Annotated in this window: 12 protein-coding genes and 1 pseudogene; 8 read left to right on the forward strand and 5 right to left on the reverse strand. The window is 60.7% G+C overall.

The annotated features are described in order from the left end of the window. Nucleotides 1-3,030: phosphoribosylformylglycinamidine synthase (gene purL / locus ACRXB1_RS14660; RefSeq protein ID WP_449492392.1), on the forward strand; the 3,030-nt coding region annotated here is incomplete at its 5' end. A 66-nt stretch (nucleotides 3,031-3,096) separates the two neighbouring features. Here purL and ACRXB1_RS14665 read toward each other — a convergent pair. The 5 genes from ACRXB1_RS14665 to ACRXB1_RS14685 form a co-directional block, all read right to left on the reverse strand. Next, complete coding sequence (locus ACRXB1_RS14665; protein WP_061999338.1) at nucleotides 3,097-3,879, reverse strand: peptidylprolyl isomerase; 783 nt, start codon at nucleotides 3,877-3,879, stop codon at nucleotides 3,097-3,099. A gap of 87 nt (nucleotides 3,880-3,966) precedes the next feature. Next, a complete protein-coding gene (locus ACRXB1_RS14670; RefSeq protein ID WP_061999339.1) occupies nucleotides 3,967-4,290 on the reverse strand; it encodes a BolA family protein in 324 nt (107 codons plus the stop codon). Next, entirely contained in the window at nucleotides 4,287-4,826 is a 540-nt protein-coding gene (locus ACRXB1_RS14675) for a septation protein A (protein ID WP_056353215.1), read from the reverse strand. Before ACRXB1_RS14675 ends, ACRXB1_RS14670 begins: the two co-directional genes overlap by 4 nt. 190 nt (nucleotides 4,827-5,016) lie before the next feature. Continuing rightward, on the reverse strand, nucleotides 5,017-5,439 hold the full coding sequence (msrB, locus tag ACRXB1_RS14680) for a peptide-methionine (R)-S-oxide reductase MsrB (protein ID WP_061999340.1): 423 nt from the start codon (nucleotides 5,437-5,439) through the stop codon (nucleotides 5,017-5,019). Between the two features lie 60 nt (nucleotides 5,440-5,499). Further along, entirely contained in the window at nucleotides 5,500-7,122 is a 1,623-nt protein-coding gene (locus tag ACRXB1_RS14685; RefSeq protein WP_449492393.1) for a protein adenylyltransferase SelO, read from the reverse strand. Between the two features lie 180 nt (nucleotides 7,123-7,302). Between ACRXB1_RS14685 and ACRXB1_RS14690 the strand changes: the two genes are divergently transcribed. From ACRXB1_RS14690 to ACRXB1_RS14720, 7 genes and pseudogenes are all read left to right on the forward strand, one after another. After that, nucleotides 7,303-8,961 (forward strand): 3-(methylthio)propionyl-CoA ligase, encoded by a 1,659-nt coding sequence (locus tag ACRXB1_RS14690; RefSeq protein ID WP_075359682.1) that lies wholly within the window; start codon nucleotides 7,303-7,305, stop codon nucleotides 8,959-8,961. Nucleotides 8,962-9,184: 223 nt separating this feature from the next. Continuing rightward, the gene (locus ACRXB1_RS14695) at nucleotides 9,185-11,269 is read left to right on the forward strand and encodes a 3-hydroxyacyl-CoA dehydrogenase NAD-binding domain-containing protein (RefSeq protein ID WP_449492395.1); all 2,085 of its coding nucleotides are present in this window, start codon (nucleotides 9,185-9,187) and stop codon (nucleotides 11,267-11,269) included. A 21-nt stretch (nucleotides 11,270-11,290) separates the two neighbouring features. Continuing rightward, the gene (pncA, locus tag ACRXB1_RS14700; protein ID WP_174364030.1) at nucleotides 11,291-11,920 is read left to right on the forward strand and encodes a bifunctional nicotinamidase/pyrazinamidase; all 630 of its coding nucleotides are present in this window, start codon (nucleotides 11,291-11,293) and stop codon (nucleotides 11,918-11,920) included. A 54-nt stretch (nucleotides 11,921-11,974) separates the two neighbouring features. Further along, on the forward strand, nucleotides 11,975-13,153 hold the full coding sequence (locus ACRXB1_RS14705; protein ID WP_449492394.1) for an acetyl-CoA C-acyltransferase: 1,179 nt from the start codon (nucleotides 11,975-11,977) through the stop codon (nucleotides 13,151-13,153). A 419-nt stretch (nucleotides 13,154-13,572) separates the two neighbouring features. Then, a complete protein-coding gene (locus ACRXB1_RS14710) occupies nucleotides 13,573-13,875 on the forward strand; it encodes a Dabb family protein (protein ID WP_062000840.1) in 303 nt (100 codons plus the stop codon). Nucleotides 13,876-13,879: 4 nt separating this feature from the next. After that, entirely contained in the window at nucleotides 13,880-14,344 is a 465-nt protein-coding gene (locus ACRXB1_RS14715) for a PaaI family thioesterase (RefSeq protein WP_061999345.1), read from the forward strand. A 39-nt stretch (nucleotides 14,345-14,383) separates the two neighbouring features. Beyond that, a pseudogene (locus ACRXB1_RS14720) lies at nucleotides 14,384-14,878 on the forward strand (NADP-dependent oxidoreductase); the annotation flags it as partial.

A 14,878-nucleotide genomic window follows, 5' to 3' on the forward strand; every position in this document is an offset into this window, starting at 1 on the left:
ACGGATGTGGGTGTGGCGGGCTTCACGGTCTCCAACCTCGATCTGCCCGATGCACGCCAGCCATGGGAAAACGCCCGCGACAGTGCCGTGCCGGTGCCGCAGCGCAACCCCTCGGACAATAACGAACCGTATGGACGGCCGGAGCGCATTGCTTCGCCGTTGCAGATCATGATCGACGGCCCCGTCGGCGCGGCCGCGTTCAACAACGAATTCGGCCGGCCCAATCTGGGCGGCTATTTCCGCGCATATGAACAGAACGCCGCAGGGCGCGTGCGCGGTTATCACAAGCCGATCATGATCGCGGGCGGTATCGGCAATATCTCGGACCAGCACACGCACAAGATGGATCTGCCGGCGGGATCGTTGCTGATCCAGATCGGCGGCCCGGGCATGCGGATTGGCATGGGCGGGGGCGCCGCGAGTTCGATGGCGACCGGCGCGAACACCGCGCAACTCGACTTCGATTCCGTCCAGCGCGGCAACCCGGAAATCCAGCGGCGTGCGCAGGAAGTCATCAATGCGTGCTGGCAGTTGGGCGCGCAGAACCCGATCCTGAGCATCCACGATGTGGGCGCGGGCGGGTTATCGAATGCATTCCCCGAACTGGTCGATGGCGCCGACAAGGGCGCGCGTTTCGAATTGCGCCGCGTGCAACTGGAAGAGTCGGGCTTGTCGCCGCGCGAGATCTGGTCGAACGAAGCGCAGGAGCGTTACGTCCTGGCGATCGCGCCGGAAAGCCTGCCGGCCTTCGAAGCCATCTGTACGCGTGAACGTTGTCCGGTCGCTGTCGTGGGTGTTGCGACAGAAGAGCGCCAGCTCAAGCTGATCGACGACGAGAAGAACGCCGATCAGGCGCTCGAACCCGTCGACATGCCCATGGAAGTCCTGCTCGGCAAGACGCCCAAGATGCATCGCGATGTCAAGCGCGAAGTGCTGGTGTTCGAACCCGTCGATGTAACCGGCCTGGTGTTGTCGGAGGTCGCGGTGAGCGTGTTGAAGCACCCGACAGTCGCCAGCAAGTCGTTCTTGATCACCATCGGCGACCGGTCGGTGGGCGGCACGACGGCGCGTGACCAGATGGTCGGCCCGTGGCAAGTGCCCGTCGCCGATTGCGCAATCACGACCATGGATTACGCCGGCTTCCGCGGCGAGGCGATGACCATCGCCGAGCGTACGCCTTTGGCCGTGATCAACGCGCCCGCGTCGGGCCGCATGGCCGTCGGCGAAGCTGTGACGAACATTGCTTCGGCGCCCATCGAATCGTTGAACAAGCTGAAGCTCTCCGCCAACTGGATGGCCGCATGCGGCAGTCCAGGCGAAGACGCAGCGTTGTTCGACACGGTGAAGGCCATCGGCATGGAGTTGTGCCCGGCGCTCGGTATCAGCATTCCGGTGGGCAAGGATTCGCTGTCGATGCGCACCAAGTGGCAGGACGCAACGGGCGTGGCGAAGGAAGTCGTGTCGCCGGTGTCGCTGATCATCTCGGCGTTCGCGCCGGTCGAAGACGTGCGCCGTCAGCTCACGCCGCAATTGCAGCGTGGCACGGATACCGTGCTGATTTCCATCGACCTCGGCCGCGGCAAGAACCGCCTTGGCGGGAGCATTTTGGCGCAAGTCACGCAGCAGATTGGCGACGCTGTACCTGACGTTGATGACGCCGAGGACCTCAAGCGTTTCTTCAACGTCATTCAATCGCTGAACGCGGCGGGCAAATTGCTTGCGTATCACGATCGTTCCGATGGCGGCCTGTGGGCGACCGTGTGCGAAATGGCATTCGCGGGACACGTGGGTGTATCGATGAACGTGGACATGCTGATCCTCGATCCGACCCACGAATCCGATTACGGCGATGCCAAGGACTGGGCGAAGCAGACCAGTGGACGTCGTGAGGACCGCACCATTCGTGCGTTGTTCTCCGAGGAACTGGGTGCGGTGATCCAGGTCCGTCTGTCAGAGCGCGATGCCGTGCTGGCCGCGTTGCGCGAACATGGACTGTCTGCGTGTTCGGAAGTCATCGGCAAGCCGAACGATCGTGACGTCATCGAGATCTATCGTGACGCGAAGAAGGTCTTCGATGCGCCGCGCCATGAATTACAGCGCGCGTGGAGCGAAGTGAGCTGGCGCATTGCACGGTTGCGCGACAACCCCGCGTGCGCCGACGCCGAGTACGACGCGTTGCTCGACGCAAACGATCCGGGCATTTCGCCGGTTCTCACCTTCGATCCGGCGCAGGATGTCTCGGCTCCGTTCGTTGGCAAGGGTACGCGTCCGCGTGTCGCGATCCTGCGCGAGCAGGGCGTGAATTCGCATCTGGAAACGGCTTACGCGTTCGATCGTTCAGGGTTCGACACCCATGACGTTCACATGAGCGATTTGCTGGAAGGGCGAGTCACGCTGGCGGACTTCGCGGGTGCGGTTGCGTGCGGCGGGTTCTCGTATGGCGACGTGCTGGGTGCAGGCGAAGGCTGGGCCAAGACGATCCGGTTCAATCCGCGTCTCGCCGACATGTTCGCCGAGTTCTTCGGCCGCACGGATACCTTTGCGCTGGGCATCTGCAATGGTTGCCAGATGATGAGCAGCCTTGCATCGATGATTCCTGGCGCCGACGCATGGCCCAAGTTCACACGCAACAAATCGGAGCAGTTCGAGGCGCGGTTTTCATCGGTTGAAGTGCAGAGTTCGCCATCGATCTTCTTTGCCGGAATGGAAGGTTCGCGGCTTCCGGTCGCCGTTGCGCACGGTGAAGGCTTTGCAGATTTCTCGCAGCAGGGCGACAAGTCGAACGCCCTGGTCGCAATGCGCTTTGTCGATAACCAGGGTGCCGCGACCGAGCGGTATCCGTTCAATCCGAACGGGTCGCCGGAGGGCATTACGTCGGTGACCACACCGGACGGGCGCTTTACGGTGCTGATGCCGCACATGGAGCGTGTGCACAGGAATGTGCAGATGAGCTGGACGCCAAACGACTGGACCGCCGATGCCAGCCCGTGGCTGCGTGTGTTCCAGAACGCGCGGCGCTGGGTGGGTTAAGGCGCAGCAAAAAAAAGCCGCTCGAAAATCATCGAGCGGCTTTTTTACGTCTGCACTAAAACGTTGTTACTTGATAACCGCTTTCTTGCGCAAATCCTCTTCGAACGCAGCCAGCTTCTCCTGCTGGATCTGCTGCGCAATCTGCGCCTTCACCTGCTCGAGCGGCGGCGGAGCGACATCGCGCACGTCGTCCAGACGGATAATGTGCCAGCCAAACTGCGTCTTCACCGGCGTATCCGTCATCTCACCCTTCTTCAACTTCTCAGCGGCCGCACCGAACTCCGGCACGTAGGCCTGCGGGCTAGACCAGTCCAGGTCACCGCCGTTCTTGCCCGATCCTGGATCCTTTGAAAACTGTTTCGCCAGGTCTTCAAAGCTCGCGCCACCCTTGATCTTCGCGATCAGATCCTTCGCCTGCGCTTCGTTATCGACCAGGATGTGATGCAGGTGATATTCCTTGCCGCCACCGGCCTGCTTGACCATGTCGTCGTAACGCGCCTTGATCTCGGCATCCGTCGGCGCATTGGCCTTCACATAGTCTTCAATCAACGCACGCAAAACCACCGTTTGCTGGGCCACTGCGATCTGCGCCTTCACGTCGGGACGGGTGGCGATACCGCGGCGGGCCGCTTCCTGCATCAGGATTTCGCGATTGACCAGTTCCTGGCGCACAGCCGCCTGCAATTGCGGCGTGTCCTGCTGGCCTTGCTGGACCAGTTGCGCGACGAGGGCGTCGACGCGGGATTTGGGAATCGGCGTGCCGTTGACCACGGCAATGTTCTGAGCGAAAGCAGGCGCTGCCGCGAACGCGGCCAGCAATACCCAAATACGGGGGTTTTTTAGAATCATAGATGGTTCCTGATCAGGACGAGGGCTGGAAATTCTGGAATGAATTGAAGGTGTCTCGAACACGTAAGTCCGCAGCAACCCCGAGGGCTATTCGAACTGGTCTGCGAATTCTTCAGGCGTGTAAGCCTTGATGGCAAGGGCGTGAATGCCTCGCCGCATCTCGTCGGCCAGCGCATCATACACTAGCCGGTGCCGCGCCACGCGTGGCTTCCCGGCGAATCCGGCGGCCACGATGGTCACCGTATAGTGGCTTCCTGCCGACGCCCCGGCGTGCCCGGCATGCGCTGCGCTGTCGTCATCGATATGAACGGATTGCGCGTTAAGCGCCGCATTCAGCCGCGCTTCAAGGTGCGCGATCTTGCCTTCGGCGGACGCGTTGACGAAGTCATCTGTGGAGGTCGGATCGCTCATTTGCCTTCATCCTCTTTCATGTACTTCGCGAGCCACAAACTCTGCGCGACGATAAAAACGAGCAAGCACCCGGTCGCGCCGAACAGCTTGAAGTTGACCCATTGGTCGGTGGTGTAGTTGTAGGCCACGAACAGGTTCACCACGCCGAGGATCGCAAAAAACACGGCCCACGCGAGATTCAACTGGCCCCACACGCGATGCGGCAGCACGATCTGCTTGCCCATCATCGCCTCGATGAGATTCTTGTTGAAGATGCCTTGTGACACGATCAGCGCGCCGGCGAAAAGCCAGTAAAGCGCGGTGGGTTTCCACTTGATGAACGTATCGTTATGCAGCACGAGCGTTGCCCCGCCGAACACGACCACGACGCCCAGGCTCACCCACAGCATGGGATCGACCTTGCGATGCCGGAACGCGACCCATGCAATCTGCACCAGCGTGGCGACAATCGCGACCGCGGTGGCGGTGTAGATGCCCCAGATCTTGAATGCGACGAAGAAGAGGAGGATCGGAAACAGATCGAACAGAAATTTCATGTCGTTGGGACGGGGAGGGGCATCGAATTGGAAGCGCACGTGCGGCGGACGTGCCCGGGATCGAATCGGATTCGGAGCCGGCACGAAACGACGCGCGCGTTTTTAGGGTGACCGTTAGTAAGCAGCCACTGAAAAAGCGTTGACAGTGGCCAGAAAAAAGGCGGCTTACCGGAGTAAGCCGCCCTTGTACTTACTTGGGTTCGAATTGTAGCGCAGCCGAGTTGATGCAGTAGCGCAGGCCGGTTGGCGCCGGGCCGTCTTCGAAAACGTGGCCCAGATGCGCGCCGCAGTTATTGCATTGCACTTCGATGCGCAGCATGCCGTGCGCGCGATCCGTCTTTTCCTTGATGACTTCGCCGTTGATGGGCTTGAAGTAGCTCGGCCAGCCGCACCCGGCGTCGAATTTCGTGTCCGATTCGAACAGCGGCGTGCCGCAGCACACGCAGTCATAGATGCCGCGTTCCGTGTGATCCCAGTATTCGCCTGTGAACGGCCGCTCGGTGGCGGCGTGGCGCGTGACCTGGTACTGGATATCGGTCAGCTCCTTCTTGTACGTGGCGTCGTCTTTCTGCAGCGGTGCAGCGGGTTCCTTCGTGAGGTCGTCTCGGTTCATAATTTATCTCCAGAGCGGTAGAGCGGCTTTGATATCCGGCTCAGGTATTTGGGGGCGGTTTCAGGAAGAACAACTCACTTCCAGGTCGCTTGCCCAGTCGGGCGGCAGTCCGGCGTAGGCTTCGAACTCGGGTTGTTCATCAAAAGGATGGCGCAGCACCCGTGCCAGCCGCTCGACTTCCGAAAAATCCTTTTCCTTTGCAAGGCGAATGGCATTCTCGGCCAGATGATTGCGCAGGATGAATTTCGGATTCACGGCGTTCATGGCCGCGGCACGTTCTTCGTCGCCGCGTGTTTCCTCCGACAAACGTTGCCGGTACTCGTTCGCCCAGACATCGAAAGCGTCGCGATCGAGGAACAGATCGCGAACGGGTGCATCGCCGGAAGCATTTGCCTTGCGCAGTTTCGCAAGGTTGCGGAACGTCAGTGTGAAATCGGCGCGATTCGCGTTCATGACTTCGAAGAGGCGATTGGCCAGTTTGTCATCGCCGTCCCGGATTTCGGCCAGGCCGAGTTTCGCGCGCATACGCTGTTCGAGCGCCGGTGCAAACCGGTCCCTGAAGCCTTCCAGGACACGCTGCGCATCCTCGATGATTTTTTCGGTGCGCACGTCCTCGCCATATTGCGGGCCGAACAGCGGCACCAGCGCCTGCGCAAGACAGAAGAGGTTCCAGTAGCCAATCTGCGGCTGCATCTTATACGCGTACCGGCCCTGCGAATCCGAGTGATTGCAGATGTGATTGGCGTTGAAGCCATCGATAAACCCAAACGGCCCGTAGTCGATCGTCAGCCCGAGGATCGACATGTTGTCCGTGTTCATCACGCCGTGGCAAAAACCGACGGCTTGCCAGTCCGCCATCAGGTCGGCGGTGCGCAACGTGACTTCGCCGAGGAGCGCGAGGTACGGGTCATCGGCTTCGCGGCATTGCGGATAAAACCGGTCGATGACGTGATCCGCGAGCCTGCGCAATTCGTCCAGCCGATCGTTCGTGTAGAAGTGCTCGAAGTGCCCGAAGCGCACGAAACTCGGCGCGACACGCGTCACGACGGCCGCCGTCTCCATGGTCTCGCGGCGTATCGGCTGGTCCGATCCCGTGACGCACAAGGCGCGTGTGGTCGGAATGCCAAGATGGTGCATGGCTTCCGAGCAGAGATATTCGCGGATCGATGAACGCAGGACCGCGCGGCCGTCGCCCATGCGCGAATATGGCGTGCGTCCCGCGCCCTTGAGCTGCAGTTCGAGCCGTTTGCCGTCATGTTCGATCTCGCCAAGGCCCATCGCGCGTCCGTCACCGAGCTGTCCCGCCCAGACGCCGAACTGATGGCCCGAATAAACCGATGCATACGGCAGCTCATCGGCGGGCAGATCGCGCGTGGTATTGCCCGTGAAATAGTCGATAAACGCCGGATCCTGCGCGTGAGTCGAGTTCAAGCCGACATTGAAGCCGAGCTCGGCAGCGGTATCGGCGGAGAATCCGACCAGATAGGGCGCGGGCAAGGGCGAGGCGGGCAGGCGAGTGAGGAACGCGGAGCCGAGCGCGACGAATGAATCACGCCGGTCGGTTTCGATCGATCCGATCAGCTTGCTTACCGGTCCCGAACTCGCATCCGAGGTCGCATCCGAGTCCGTCAATTCGGCTTCTGCAGCGGCACTGACAGCCATACCGCTTGGGGAAAACGACATATTGAGCACCTCATGGTTAACCGATATTGTAAATCCGCGCCCGCGCCGCTGCTGGAGCCCGCTCTTAGCCTTATCCGCGTTGGCTTTGAGACAAAATCAGATATTGCTTAGTCGAGAAACACTCAACAAGAAACACCCAGCATCAAATCCCGTGCATCCGGACTTGTGAGGAACTTGCCCATGACGTCGCCGCTTTTAGGCCAGATGATGGATGTACCGCTACTCGCTTCATCGCTGATTTCCCATGCTTCCCGCCATTTCGGCGCTACCGAGATCGTTTCGCGCCGCATTGAAGGCGACATTCATCGCTACACCTGGCGCGATTGCGAAAAACGCGCGAAGCAGCTTGCGCAGGCGCTGATCGGGCTGAATGTGCAGCCGGGCGAGCGCGTTGGCACGCTGGCGTGGAACGGGTATCGTCATCTGGAGTGCTATTACGGCGTGACCGGTATGGGCGCGGTCTGCCACACCATCAACCCGCGGCTTTTCCCCGACCAGATCGCGTTCATCATCAATCACGCCGACGACGAATACGTCGCCTTCGACATGACCTTCACGGCGCTTGTCGACATCATCGCGCCGCAGTGTCCGAACGTGAAAGGCTGGATCGCTCTCGGCGACGAAGCGTGCATCAGCACCCATCTCGCCGATATGGCCACGCCCGTCACGAGCTACGAAACGCTGCTCGCGAAACACGATGGCGACTACGAATGGCCCATGCTCGATGAACGTTCGGCATCGTTTCTCTGCTATACATCGGGCACGACCGGCAATCCGAAGGGCGCGCTGTACACGCATCGCTCGACGGTCCTGCATGCCTTCGGCGCAGCGCTTCCCGACGCCATGGCCTGTTCCTGCCGCGATTCGATCTTGCCCGTCGTGCCGATGTTCCACGTCAATGCATGGGGCATTCCGCACGCGGCGCCGCTGGTTGGCGCGAAGCTCGTGCTGCCCGGCAATTGTCTCGATGGAAAATCGCTCTACGAACTGATGGAAGCCGAAGGCGTGACGTACTCGGCCGGCGTGCCGACCGTCTGGCTGGGTTTGCTGAACTACGTGAAGCAGGCTGGCGTGCGCTTCAATACGTTGCAGCGCACGGTCATTGGCGGCTCGGCTTGTCCGCCGGCGATGCTGCGCACGTTCGAGGACGATTATGGCGTCGAGGTCATTCATGCCTGGGGCATGACGGAAATGTCGCCGCTCGGCACGCTCGCCAAGCTCAACTGGGAGCAACGCCAGCGCTCGCCAGAAGAACAACGCCATCTGCGCGAGAAGCAGGGCCATGTGATGTTCGGCGTCGACATGAAAGTCGTCGGCGATGACGGCAACGAACTTCCCTGGGACGGCAAATCATTCGGCGATCTCTACGTGCGCGGGCCGTGGGTGATCGACCGGTATTTCCGGAAGGACGATTCGCCGCTCGTCGATGGCTGGTTTCCCACCGGCGATGTCGCGACCATCGATACCGACGGTTTCATGCACATCACCGATCGCAGCAAGGACGTGATCAAGTCAGGCGGCGAGTGGATCAGCTCGATCGATCTGGAAAACATCATGATGTCGCATCCGCAGGTAGCCGAGGCCGCGTGCATTGCGTGCTCGCACCCAAAGTGGACAGAGCGGCCGCTGATCGTGGTCGTGCTGCGTCCTGAGGCAACCGTCACGCGCGAGGAACTGCTCGCGTTCTACGACGGCAAGGTGGCGAAGTGGTGGCGCCCGGACGACGTTGTTTTCGCCGATGAACTTCCGCACACGGCCACGGGCAAGCTGCAAAAGCTCCGGTTGCGCGAAATGTATCGGGAGCATGTGTTGCCGACGGTCGGTGAAAGCGTCGACTAGCCCGCCATTCAGCGGGCTGCCGCCGCGCAGCCCGTTTCCTGTTTCCTGTTTCCCGCCTTCCATCTCCGCCATCCCGTAATAACAAAATTGAACGAGCGTTCGTTTTTGTGTATTCTTGCCGGGTGGCTCAAATCCAAAGCATCACAATCACAGCATCACGCGAATCAGCGCCTTCCGGATTTTTGCCGGAAGATAGATGGCGCATCGAATGGAGGAAGACGAAATGGCAGTGGATTACACGACCCGCGACGGCATCGCCGTCATCACGCTGAATAACCCGCCGGTCAACGGCCTCGGGTTCTCCACGCGGCTTGGCATTGTCGAAGGCATCGAAAGAGCGCAGGCCGATGCGTCGGTCAGGGCCATCGTCCTGATCGGTGCGGGCAAGGCGTTCTCCGGCGGCGCCGATATCACCGAGTTCAACACGCCGAAGGCCACGCAGGAACCGACGCTGCATACGGTCATCAAGGTCGTGGAAGCCAGCCCGAAACCCGTCGTGGCCGCGATCCATAGCGTCGCAATGGGCGGGGGCCTCGAGCTTGCGCTGGGCGCGCATTATCGGATTGCTTCGGCGGGCGCGCAGATCGCGTTGCCTGAAGTCAAGCTTGGTTTGCTCCCGGGCGCCGGCGGCACGCAGCGCCTGCCGCGCGCGGTGGGTCTCGAAACCGCGTTGAACATGATCGTCTCCGGCGCGCCGGTGATGTCGGAGAAACTCGCCGGATCGGGCTTGTTCGACCAGATGGCCGAAGGCGACCTGCTCGACGCAGCCATCGAGTTCGCCCAAGAAGCCGGGGCGCAAAACGGGCCGCATCCGTTGGTTCGTGAGCGCAAGATCGAGCATCCGAACGCGGAAGGGTTCATCCAGTTCGGGCGCAACATGGTCACGCCGCTGGCGAAGAATTTTCCGGCGCCGCTTAAATGTATCGATGCAGTCGCGGCCGGCGTAAAGCTCGGCTTCGACAAGGGCCTGGCGGTCGAGCGCGAGTGTTTCGTGGCGCTCGTGCAGACGCCCGAAAGCCGCGCCTTGCGCCATGCATTCTTCGGCGAACGCGCGGCGAGCAAGATTCCCGACGTGCCGTCGAACACGCCCGTTCGCAAGATCGAACGCATCGGCGTGATCGGCGCAGGGACGATGGGCGGCGGTATTGCGATGAACTTCATCAACGCCGGATTGCCGGTGACGTTGCTCGAAACGAAACAGGAAGCGCTTGACCGCGGTCTTGCGACCATTCGCAAGAACTACGAAAGCGCTGTGAAGAAAGGCCGGCTGACGGCGGAGAAACTCGAAGAACGGCTTGCGCTGATCACGCCGACCCTCGCGTATAAGGACCTGAAGGACGCCGATCTCATCGTCGAAGCGGTGTTCGAGGAACTCGGCGTGAAAGAACAGGTGTTCTCCAGACTGGATCAAGTGGCGAAGAAGGGCGCGATCCTGGCATCGAATACTTCCACGCTCGATGTCGACAAGATTGCCGCGTTCACCAAGCGCCCCGAAGACGTCGTAGGCATGCATTTCTTCAGCCCGGCCAACGTGATGAAGCTGCTCGAAGTCGTGCGTGGCGCGAAGACATCGAAGGACGTGCTCGCCACCGTCATGCAGCTCGCGAAGAAGATCAAGAAGACGGCGGTGGTGTCGGGCGTGTGCGACGGGTTTATCGGCAACCGGATGATCGAGCAGTACTTGCGTCAGGCGCTGTTCATGCTCGAAGAAGGCGCATTGCCGGCGCAAGTCGATCGCGCGATCGAAAAGTTTGGCTTTGCGATGGGACCATTCCGCATGAGCGATCTGGCGGGCAATGACATTGGCTGGGCGATTCGCAAGCGGCGCTATCAGGAGAAGCCGGACCTGAAGTATTCGAAGATCGCAGATCGTTTGTGCGAGACGGGGCGCTTCGGCCAGAAGACCGGCGCGGGATGGTACGACTACAAGGCCGGTGACCGGACGGCGCATTCGTCGAAAATCGTGGACGAGATGATCGTTGCGTATTCGCAGGAACAAGGCGTCGAGCGCCGCAAAATTTCGGACGATGAGATCGTCGAACGCCTCGTCCTCGCGCTCGTGAACGAAGGCGCGTTGATTCTGGATGAGGGGATTGCGTCGAAGGCATCGGACATCGATATGGTCTACCTGACGGGCTACGGTTTCCCGCTGCATCGCGGCGGCCCGATGTTGTATGCGGACACGATCGGCCTCTACAACGTCGAACGTGCGATGCGCAAATACGCCGCGCAGCCCAATGGCGATGCATGGAAGCCTGCGGCGAGCGTGACCGGACTGGCGGCCGCCGGCCGTGGTTTCAATAGCTGAAAACCGTAAAGCGAGGCATCAATGAAAGGCGCAGACGAAGTCCTTCTCGTGATCGATGTCCAGAATGATTTCATGCCGGGCGGCGCATTGGCCGTCGCTCACGGCAATGAAGTCGTGCCCGTGATCAACCAGCTTGCGCACGCGTTTTCGCATGTCGTCGTGACGCAGGACTGGCATCCGGCGAAGCATATTTCGTTTGCCGAGCATCACGCGGGCCGCGCGCCTTTCGACATGACCACGCTTCACTACGGCGAGCAGGTCTTGTGGCCGACGCACTGCGTGCAGGACACCGAAGGCGCGGCGTTGCATCGTGATCTCCATGTGCCGCATGCGCGGCTCGTTATCCGCAAGGGCCACCATGTGGGCGTCGATAGTTACTCGGCCTTCATGGAAGCCGATCGCGTCACGCCGACGGGCCTCACGGGTTATCTGCGCGATGCGGGTGTGAAGCGCGTCTTCTGCTGCGGACTGGCGACGGATTATTGCGTCGGGTGGTCCGCGCTCGATGCACGCAGCGCAGGCTTCGAAGCGGTCGTCATCGACGATGCCTGCCGCGCGATCAATCTGAACGGATCGCTGGAACGCGCGTGGGCGCAGATGGCGGCGGCAGGCGTGGAGCGGATCGTCTCGGCGGATCTGCTGCGCCCGTAGCTACGCCCGTAGTGATCAACATCAACATTATTCGTATTCGAAGTGGAGACAGGAATGACTGACGCGGTAATCGTATCGACGGCACGCACGGGTCTCGCCAAATCTTGGCGCGGCGCATTCAACATGACGCATGGCGCGACGCTCGGCGGTCATGTGACGCAGGCGGCAGTGGCGCGCGCGGGCATCGACCCGGCGCGTGTGGAAGACGTGATCATGGGTTGTGCGAATCCGGAAGGCGCGACGGGCATGAACATCGCACGGCAGATCGCGTTGCGCGCGGGACTGCCCGTGAGCACGCCGGGCATGACCGTGAACCGCTTTTGCTCATCCGGGCTGCAGACTATCGCGCTCGCGGCGCAACGCGTGATTGCCGGCGAAGGCGACGTTTATGTGGCCGGCGGTGTGGAATCGATTTCGTGTGTGCAGAACGAGATGAACCAGCACATGCTCTTCGATGGCTGGTTGAAGGAACATAAGCCAGGCATCTACTGGTCGATGCTGCAGACCGCCGAGAACGTCGCGAAGCGCTATGAAATATCGAAGGAACGCCAGGACGAGTACGGCGTGCAATCGCAGTTGCGCGCGGCCGCCGCTCAAGCTGCGGGCAAGTTCAACGACGAGATCGTGCCGATCACGGTGCTTGCCGGTATCGCCGATAAAACCACGGGCCGTGTGTCCACAAAGGAAGTCACGCTTTCCTCCGATGAAGGCATTCGCGCCGATACGACGCTCGAAGGGGTATCGAAGATTCGCACCGCGATGCCCGGTGGCGTGATCACGGCGGGCAATGCAAGCCAGTTTTCCGATGGCGCATCGGCTTGCGTGGTGATGAATGCATCGGTAGCCGAAAAGGAAGGGTTGAAGCCGCTCGGGATTTTCCGGGGCTTCGCCGTTGCGGGTTGCGAGCCGGATGAAATGGGTATTGGACCGGTGTTTGCCGTGCCGAAGCTGCTGAAGAAAGCCGGCCTCAAGGTCAGCGATATCGACCTGTGGGAACTCAACGAAGCGTTCGCCGTGCAAGTGCTGTATTGCCGCGATACGTTGGGCATTCCGGCGGATCGATTGAACGTGAACGGCGGGGCGATTGCGGTGGGGCATCCGTATGGCGTGTCGGGCGCACGATTGACGGGGCATGCGTTGATCGAAGGGAAGCGGCGTGGCGCGAAGTTCGTCGTGGTGACGATGTGCATCGGCGGCGGGCAGGGCGCGGCGGGGTTGTTTGAAGTGGTGTAGGCGGGCGGTTGGCTGGGGTTTAACCCGGGCAACCGGCTGTAGGGCGCTGGCGAAACGTGGGATAATCGCTACGGGTGGGGTTTGAGCACGAACAGAGTCGCGCAGCCGTCGATTTCGCATTGAAAATGGCGCGCGAACTCATCGGGACAAAAAAAGAGTCTTGTGCCTTCTACGCCACGTCATTTCAACGACGTCAAGGACACAAGCGCCAGGATGGTTTCACATCGCTTTGGCTGAGTCGGACACGGAACACAGAACAAGCCACCGATGGGTGGCTTTTTTATTGCTGCGTTGTTATTGCTGCGTTGTTGTTACCCAGCGCGTCGCAGGTTTTTGCGTCCACGCCATGAACATCGGAATCTGTTAATTTTATGCGTTGAGCAAGAACCCGCAAACGCTAACGAACCAAGGTGATCAAGTTGTTACGACACATCGTCATGTGGAAACTAAAGGAAAGCGCCGAGGGCGGCACGCGCGCTGAGAACATCGTCAAGCTGAAGGCCAAGCTCGAAAGCTGCCGCAGCATCGTTTCAGGGCAGGGACACTTCGAAGTCGGCGTGGCGCAGGACGGCTACGAAGCCACGTGCGACGTAATCCTCGTTTCGGATTTCGATAACAAGGAAGCGCTGCACGCATATCAGGTCCATCCCAAGCACGTGGCAATCAAGGACTTCGTGGCGGCGGTGCGGGAATCGCGTCAATGCATCGACTATGAAGTCTGATCTCATGACTGACTCCTTCGCGCTTCCTGAAAGTCCGTTCGTCGACTCGCTCGGAGTCCAGCTCATCTGCGCCGAAGACGGCGCGAGCGAAGTTTTGCTGCCGCTGACCGCCACGCACATGAACACGTGGGGCATCGCGCACGGCGGCGTCACCATGACACTCGCCGATGTCGCTCTTGCAATGGCCGCGCGCAGCCTTGCGGGCACGGGTATCGGCGTAGTTACGGTCGAAATGAAAGTCAACTTCATGCAACCGGGCCGCGGCGAGCTTCGAGCGTTCGCACGCGTGCTGCATCGGTCCACCACCATGGCGTATTGCGAGGGCGAAATCCGCGACAGCGAAGGGCATTTCGTCGCCAAGGCACTTGGTACTTTCAAATACATGCGCCGGCTTGCAGTCGGGCGCGACATTGCACAGCAACGCCTTCGATCAGACCCGTCGGCGAAACCCGGTCCAAGCGACGCCTGATCCGCAGGGCCCGACCATAGACCGAACAGGAGTATCACGATGTCCGAAAACGCCGCAATCAATCGTCAGGTTCTGCTTGTCTCGCGCCCGCAAGGCGCGGCAAGCGTAGATAACTTCAAGCTCGTTGAAACGCCCCTTGCACCGCTGGCCGACGGTCAGCTACGCGTGCGCAACCACTACCTTTCACTCGATCCCTACATGCGCGGCCGAATGGACGATTCGAAATCGTACGCCGCGTCGCAACCGCTCAACGAAGTGATGATCGGTGGAACCGTGGGCGAGGTGGTGGAATCGAAGAATCCGAAGTTTGCAGTCGGTGACAAGGTCGTCGGAACCTATGGCTGGCAGGAATTCGGCACGTCGGACGGCAAGGGTCTGCGCAAGGTCGACGATACCCATATTCCGCTTTCAGCCTATCTCGGCCCGGTCGGCATGCCCGGCGTGACGGCGTGGCTTGGGCTGAACAAGATCATCGAACCGAAGGCGGGTGAGACGGTGCTCGTCAGCGCGGCGAGCGGCGCGGGGGGCAGCGTA

This window comes from Caballeronia sp. M23-90, from assembly GCF_053574605.1.

Bases quoted from the DNA above. Each gene is read 5' to 3' on its own strand.
- ACRXB1_RS14665 (WP_061999338.1), bottom strand. From the start codon at position 3,879: ATGATTCTAAAAAACCCCCGTATTTGGGTATTGCTGGCCGCGTTCGCG.
- ACRXB1_RS14670 (WP_061999339.1), bottom strand. From the start codon at position 4,290: ATGAGCGATCCGACCTCCACAGATGACTTCGTCAACGCGTCCGCCGAA.
- ACRXB1_RS14675 (WP_056353215.1), bottom strand. From the start codon at position 4,826: ATGAAATTTCTGTTCGATCTGTTTCCGATCCTCCTCTTCTTCGTCGCA.
- msrB (WP_061999340.1), bottom strand. From the start codon at position 5,439: ATGAACCGAGACGACCTCACGAAGGAACCCGCTGCACCGCTGCAGAAA.
- ACRXB1_RS14685 (WP_449492393.1), bottom strand. From the start codon at position 7,122: ATGTCGTTTTCCCCAAGCGGTATGGCTGTCAGTGCCGCTGCAGAAGCC.
- ACRXB1_RS14690 (WP_075359682.1), top strand. From the start codon at position 7,303: ATGACGTCGCCGCTTTTAGGCCAGATGATGGATGTACCGCTACTCGCT.
- ACRXB1_RS14695 (WP_449492395.1), top strand. From the start codon at position 9,185: ATGGCAGTGGATTACACGACCCGCGACGGCATCGCCGTCATCACGCTG.
- pncA (WP_174364030.1), top strand. From the start codon at position 11,291: ATGAAAGGCGCAGACGAAGTCCTTCTCGTGATCGATGTCCAGAATGAT.
- ACRXB1_RS14705 (WP_449492394.1), top strand. From the start codon at position 11,975: ATGACTGACGCGGTAATCGTATCGACGGCACGCACGGGTCTCGCCAAA.
- ACRXB1_RS14715 (WP_061999345.1), top strand. From the start codon at position 13,880: ATGACTGACTCCTTCGCGCTTCCTGAAAGTCCGTTCGTCGACTCGCTC.